This window comes from Candidatus Latescibacterota bacterium (genome assembly GCA_019038625.1).
In the GTDB taxonomy this organism is placed as follows: domain Bacteria; phylum Krumholzibacteriota; class Krumholzibacteriia; order Krumholzibacteriales; family Krumholzibacteriaceae; genus JAGLYV01.
Genome location: JAHOYU010000027.1, coordinates 1 through 5730, shown reverse-complemented (window position 1 = coordinate 5730; position 5730 = coordinate 1). Strand labels below are relative to the sequence as shown.

Genomic DNA, 5730 nt, shown 5'->3' with positions numbered 1-5730 from the left:
ATCAACCTGCTTGTTGTGCAATTTCTTGAGCGATCGAGTTTTGGGTAGGCACAGGTGAAGTTGCGAAGGAGGGAATGGTATGAGAGTCGAATTAGAAGTCGATTGGAAGGGTAGTCCTGTTCAGCGGAAGCGGACAGCAAAAATCACACGCCGGGATCCCCCGTATTCCCGGGCCGAACGGAAGTTGTGGTACATTGCGATGAGCCAGCACATCGACGAGTTGATCGATACCGGCCAAGCAGATTCTCTTGCCGAGGTCGCCAGGATGTGTTGTGTTTCTCGGGCAAGAATCAGCCAGCTCTTCGACTAGCCAGGACGGTGCTAAATGAGCAAGACCTTCATAGTCGAGATGACCATCTGCGACGCATTCGACGGGATCAAGCATTTCTCCTGCACCGAGGAAATCGATGAGAATGGGGAAACGGTATTCATAGCTCGCCGGGACAACACCCAGTTTCGCTGCTACCGGTCGGACGACATCCCGGAAACCGAGGAGTGGCGAGTGGACCCCACGAAGGCCCAGGAACTGATCGCTCAATTGGAACTGGCACCGGTTCCCCTTTGCCCGCCATTCGCCATGGGCCTAGATGGCACCACCGTTGCCATCAAGATCACGCGTGGATTCAACTCGGCAGAGTATACGTTCTGGGAAGAGCAGCCCGAGCAGTGGGAAAACCTGCGGATGATTTCATGGTTCTTCAAGAAAGCACTGCATGACGACAGCCAGCCAATCTGATCGTTTTTCCCTCTAAGTGATTCCGCCCTGCCAGGTGTCGAGAGCGAGGGTGAGTCAGGTCGTTTAGCTGGATCCCGCTTCGAACCGTCGATTGACACTCAACCTCCTAAATGATATCCTCCATCCACTTCGCCCAATATATTTTTTCCACCATTCAAAACCGTTTGCGCCCCGTTGGGGTCATCCACCTCCGTCGAGGAGAAATGATGAAGATGGTAGCAGCACTTGCCCCTGTTCGAGGCAGATCGCTTTGAAGAACTCTTCCCACTGATGTATGATCGATACGGCCGTCTGCAAGAGGGCTGAACCAAGGAGTCAGCATGGGCGATAATTCGAAAATTCGTGCACTGATTTGGGAGTCGTTGCTCAGTGCTGATCTAAACTACCGGTATTTTTCGCGTCTTGGCCGGAGATTTCAGGCACAAGATCGGTGGGCGAAAATATTCATGGCATTCGCCAGTTCCACTGTTGTTTCTGGCTGGGCGTTATGGGGGGCGCAAGGGTTCGACTGGATATGGAAAAGTGTAAGCGGCTTTGCCGCAGTGGTTTCATTGGCTCTGCCGATCGTGAATCCAGCAGATTCACTGAAAAAAGCACGTGCAGCTTCTGTCGGTTGGTTCGCGGTGAAAAGGGACTACGAACTACTGTGGTCGCACGTTGATGAGCTGCCAGCGAATGAGGCCAGAGCCAGCTACGAAAGAATTTCAGAGAAGGAAGTGCATTTAGTCGAACTCGAGGATTCGCTCGGCAAAAACAAATCAATTGCGCGACAGTGCGAAGACGAGCTTCGAAAATCGCGTGGGTTCTAGAGCCCAAGATTGAAAGGACGAAGCATGACTGACCGAAGAAATCCGAATACACCGCAGCCGACTCCGCCGCGGCCGGAACTGCCCCGGCCGACCCCACCGCGACCGGTGCCAGGCCGAGGTCCGCTAACTGAAGAACGCAAAATCAGCCCTGAACGGCCCTGGCCACCGCCGCCGCCACCGACCAGGCCGGCGAGAAGAAGCGGCGGATAGCGGGCCCTCGAAGATAAACCGGCCGGGTCCCGCTCAGGACACGCCGTGTCCCCCGGCCAGGACGAAGGGAGAATTGATGAAGCGCGACATGGACCTAGTCAGGATGCTGCTTACCTACATAGAAGAGAACGACGGTGATGGCCTGGTCAGAAATGGTAATTCAATCAGCATCGACGACCGCTCACTACGCGAAATTCAGGGACACCTTCTCATCCTATTGGACGCATCGCTCATATATGGACAACAGCGAGACGGTCGCAATCCGCAGAACTTGAACTTAGTCAGGCTCACCTGGAGCGGCCACGAGTTTCTAGACTCGGCCAGAGATGACGGCAACTGGGAAAAAGCGAGAGAGAGAATGGCGAGAGCTGGCGGCTTCACTTTTGAGATCGCCAAGCAAGTTCTGCAACAGATCATTCTGGAAAGACTGGGAATGGGGTGACCGAGCATATTGGACACCCTGGGTCCGCATTGATAGGGGAGACACTGTATGTCGCATTGGCTTTATCAGAGGTTTAAGGCTGAGCGAAAAGATTGGCATCCAGAGTACGCACTGCGAAATTCGATACGCTGGCCGATCGCGCTTAGTCACTTGTGTGACAAGGGACAATTTGAAACTCATGCACTGAAGAGTTTCTATTTGAAACAGAATAGGCGGCCGGTAAACCCATCAGCAGATAATCTGGTCTTTGATGCGGTATTGATGGCTCTGCACAATTTGTCGGCACTTACAAGAATTCGTGAAAATCCCAACTGCTACATTGACTTGGTCCGCTCAGCAACAATAGCATGGTATTATGGTGTATATCATTCTGCCAGTGCCATGATTGCTGCTGCCCAAGGAGAGCGCCAGGAAAGCCATGCGAAAACGGCACGAGCTTGGGGCAACCAATTGGTAAATCGGGGAGCAGTCGTTGAGCCGTTTTGCTATTCCACCACCACGCTCGTGAAAAAAGGTTATGAGTCAGAAATAGATATGCTAAAGAATGGAAACGAGTTTAGCTTAAACAACTTTCCCGAAGATGATGTCACTTCATTTGGTGGGGCGATCTCATATTTGAAGGGAACCGCGAATCGATCCAGGGAGAAACACGAAGAAATAATCAAGGCGAGTAACGATTTCAATAAACTTGGATGTGCGGATTTCCGGAAGTCCATCGCAAAAGAATTTCGCGACAAACGACTGTCCGGCAAACAAACCAACTTCATAGACCAAGCTATTCGGTATAGAGGTAAGGCGAATTATCGCGACTCAATCTATCTGTCCTATGGACAGGACCGCTCGACTTGGATTGCAAAACTTGTTCCCAGCCTTGAGGTCACGCTCAAGTGCTTTTTGTCAATGGCCTGTCAATATGCTGAACGGAGAGTCGAGAAAGGAGTCTGGGAGGAGTTCTGCGACGATTTGGTTGAACATTGTTTGTTTAGAATTGACGCCGATACCGTGAAAGGCGAATGAGCCATTCTCCAGCATCCTGCACCACTCCCCACGTAGTCTGCGCCCTCGGCCGACGCTCCACGCCAATGCCCAGTGTCGAGGGCGAGGGTGAGCCAGATCGTGTAACTAGATCGAGCAATTGACCTGACGATTGACTTTCAAATTCCCAAATGATACAATCCCCACCTCGCCCAATATATTTTTCCTGCATTCGAAACCGGTTGCGCTGCATTGTATTGATGCTGCGCCAAACGTCTTTGCAGGTGAAGCCAACGTTAGATACACAATGAAACGAACCACGAGGAGCGTTAGAGCGAATGTCAGGGCAGACTTTCTTCAGTCTCGCGGTTGTCCGTTGTCCCGAGACGTATAGGCACATAGCAGAGCGCCTCGGCCCCAGCTTGTTTATCGGGAAGCGGAGTAGGCTGTGTGAGCTGGGTAAGCAACTCCGGTTTCAAACAAGGGCTGAGGCAGACGAATGGGTTGCTGCTTTCTATACACGGGGCAACAACAAGAAGCGGTATGGGCTCGAGGTGTTGGAACTGCACGAAGACGCCGTTCAAGCGGGGGCAAGGATCCAGACACATACGACTGTCTTCGCTTCGTAATAGGTGAGGCGCACTGTCCGCTTCAAAGAATGGAGTACTCGTATGGCAGCAGCTAAAAAGAATAGCGGCAAAAAGGCCGTGACGAAGAAGATAACAAAGAAAGTAACTACACGGAAAACGACCACAGCTAGCGAGAGGAAATCAGGAACAAATAGCACAGGTCCAAAGAAGAAAAGTTAGTGGCCGACAGAATTGGGGTTGGCGCATGAAACTCGAAAATGCACTTGAGTCTTACTACTATAACACCGGAAAAGTAAGCGAAGCGGTGAGGTCGCTAGCACTCGCAGGAATTGGCATTATTTGGGTGTTCCGCGTGCCAGAAAGTAAGGGATTTGAGGTAGTTGGAGACCTGTATCTTCCCGCGGCTCTATTCGCAATTTCATTGGCGCTCGATTTATTGCACTATGTTGCCGGTACAGTCATTTGGGGAACCTATCATCGGTACAAAGAGACTCGTAGCAACGTCGACAAGGAAACTGAATTTCTAGCTCCATTGTGGCTTAATTGGCCGACAAACGTGTTATTTTGGGCGAAGACAATCGTAATTGTGCCTGGCTTTTACGTCTTGATCAAGTTTCTAATCGCCGGGTGGCGTCAATAGAAAATGTCCAAGTAGTCCTGTATTATGTTGCGTTTTCATATCGCGGAGGTAAATCCCATGACGAAAAAGAAGGTAACCGGTAAGAAAGCAGCGAGTAGCGCCTCTAAAACCATGACTAACAAGTCTACGGGCAAAAAGTCGAAATCAGCGGCCGGAAGTGCACTCTCTCAGACGAAGGCGCCGAAGAAACAAACGTCGTCTAAGGCCGCATCCTCCGCATCAAAGACTCTCCGAGACGGAAGAACAAGCAAGACCTCGAAATCTGCGGCAGGAAGCGCATTGGCACAGAAACCGCCGAAGAAAAAGAAGTGACATAGTCTCGAAGGAACAGTTGGTCGAGAATGTGCCCGGTGTTGGGCGTAAACGCAACCTAACAAGAGCTTGCACCTGCCACCCCACCCCTCGCCCATGGCGTTGCCGCGCTAGGTGGGGTTGCCGATGAAGCCAAGTTGATATCAAGGTTGGGTGAACATGCAGAGGAAGCTTTCGGTACTGTTGAGGCTCTTTGCCGCTGTGGTTATACCGGCAGTTGCCAATTCCTTCACTATCGAAGATCGGTACTGTTTTCGGGACTATATTGGAATGGTCGACTATGTGTTGATTGGGCGAATTGTGGGACCGAATTCCTACAACCGTTCGGTCCCTGAGCGAGAGAGCATTTTGCTAGTGGAAGAAGTGTTTTCGGGTAACGCCGTTCCCGGCGACAGCCTTACGATTAAGTGGAAAGCTGCTGAGTGGTTTCCCCAGAAAGGCAGCAAGACAAGTGTCGTGTGTGGTGCTGAACCTCAGCTGGACGACTTTCATGGTGCAACAGCACTTTGGCTGTTGTTTCGCAAGGAAACGGCATTTGTTGGAATTAAGTCGGCTCTTGGGCCGTACGTGATTTCTCGTGAGAATAAGGCGGAATTGGTTCGCCTAGTCGAGCTCTTAGACAACCCTAAGCCTGATGAACAAAGTATTTTACGAGCTGCGGAACAAGGTAGGCCCTATCAAGAGCCAATCGGGGCTGCTGCTCGACAAAAAGCGACTTCGCTTCGATTGAAGGAACTGCTTGAAGAAATAGAAAACGGAATTCGTTAGCGGTGAACATTCTAACACTTACGAGGACTCCCCTTGTCAACCGGGGTCAGCCGCTATTGGGGAAAGGCATAATGTCTAGCACGACTACGGAGGCAAAAAAGTGTCTAGCTGGGATCGTTTTTCGGGTGAAGTTTGTGGCGTTGTATCGGAAACACGTCGCGCGGGAGCTGATACTATTGCAATGCTGCATCGTGCAATGAGCGTATATTCCGACGGGATCGAGATCACACCATCGGGCAAGCGGAAGG

The 5730-nt window shown here is 51.3% G+C and carries 9 protein-coding genes; all 9 read left to right on the top strand.

Annotated elements, in window-relative coordinates:
* The first annotated feature begins 79 nt into the window (after positions 1-79).
* The gene (locus tag KOO63_01865) at positions 80-310 is read left to right on the top strand and encodes a hypothetical protein (GenBank protein MBU8920582.1); all 231 of its coding nucleotides are present in this window, start codon (positions 80-82) and stop codon (positions 308-310) included.
* A gap of 15 nt (positions 311-325) precedes the next feature.
* A complete protein-coding gene (locus KOO63_01860; protein MBU8920581.1) occupies positions 326-736 on the top strand; it encodes a hypothetical protein in 411 nt (136 codons plus the stop codon).
* Positions 737-1056: 320 nt separating this feature from the next.
* Complete coding sequence (locus tag KOO63_01855) at positions 1057-1545, top strand: hypothetical protein (GenBank protein ID MBU8920580.1); 489 nt, start codon at positions 1057-1059, stop codon at positions 1543-1545.
* Between the two features lie 286 nt (positions 1546-1831).
* Positions 1832-2197, top strand: a complete 366-nt coding sequence (locus KOO63_01850) for a DUF2513 domain-containing protein (GenBank protein MBU8920579.1) — start codon at positions 1832-1834, stop codon at positions 2195-2197.
* Positions 2198-2245: 48 nt separating this feature from the next.
* Positions 2246-3214, top strand: a complete 969-nt coding sequence (locus KOO63_01845) for a hypothetical protein (protein ID MBU8920578.1) — start codon at positions 2246-2248, stop codon at positions 3212-3214.
* A gap of 629 nt (positions 3215-3843) precedes the next feature.
* Positions 3844-3981, top strand: coding sequence for a hypothetical protein (locus KOO63_01840; GenBank protein ID MBU8920577.1), 138 nt, complete (start codon positions 3844-3846; stop codon positions 3979-3981).
* 25 nt (positions 3982-4006) lie between these two features.
* Positions 4007-4402: a hypothetical protein gene (locus KOO63_01835; protein MBU8920576.1), complete on the top strand. Its 396-nt coding sequence runs from the start codon at positions 4007-4009 to the stop codon at positions 4400-4402.
* Positions 4403-4459: 57 nt separating this feature from the next.
* Entirely contained in the window at positions 4460-4714 is a 255-nt protein-coding gene (locus tag KOO63_01830; GenBank protein ID MBU8920575.1) for a hypothetical protein, read from the top strand.
* 159 nt (positions 4715-4873) lie between these two features.
* A complete protein-coding gene (locus KOO63_01825) occupies positions 4874-5482 on the top strand; it encodes a hypothetical protein (protein MBU8920574.1) in 609 nt (202 codons plus the stop codon).
* The last annotated feature ends 248 nt before the right edge of the window (positions 5483-5730 follow it).

What these genes read in the sequence shown, in the direction of transcription:
- KOO63_01865 (MBU8920582.1), top strand. Translation starts at nt 80, where the DNA reads ATGAGAGTCGAATTAGAAGTCGATTGGAAGGGTAGTCCTGTTCAGCGG.
- KOO63_01860 (MBU8920581.1), top strand. Translation starts at nt 326, where the DNA reads ATGAGCAAGACCTTCATAGTCGAGATGACCATCTGCGACGCATTCGAC.
- KOO63_01855 (MBU8920580.1), top strand. Translation starts at nt 1,057, where the DNA reads ATGGGCGATAATTCGAAAATTCGTGCACTGATTTGGGAGTCGTTGCTC.
- KOO63_01850 (MBU8920579.1), top strand. Translation starts at nt 1,832, where the DNA reads ATGAAGCGCGACATGGACCTAGTCAGGATGCTGCTTACCTACATAGAA.
- KOO63_01845 (MBU8920578.1), top strand. Translation starts at nt 2,246, where the DNA reads ATGTCGCATTGGCTTTATCAGAGGTTTAAGGCTGAGCGAAAAGATTGG.
- KOO63_01840 (MBU8920577.1), top strand. Translation starts at nt 3,844, where the DNA reads ATGGCAGCAGCTAAAAAGAATAGCGGCAAAAAGGCCGTGACGAAGAAG.
- KOO63_01835 (MBU8920576.1), top strand. Translation starts at nt 4,007, where the DNA reads ATGAAACTCGAAAATGCACTTGAGTCTTACTACTATAACACCGGAAAA.
- KOO63_01830 (MBU8920575.1), top strand. Translation starts at nt 4,460, where the DNA reads ATGACGAAAAAGAAGGTAACCGGTAAGAAAGCAGCGAGTAGCGCCTCT.
- KOO63_01825 (MBU8920574.1), top strand. Translation starts at nt 4,874, where the DNA reads ATGCAGAGGAAGCTTTCGGTACTGTTGAGGCTCTTTGCCGCTGTGGTT.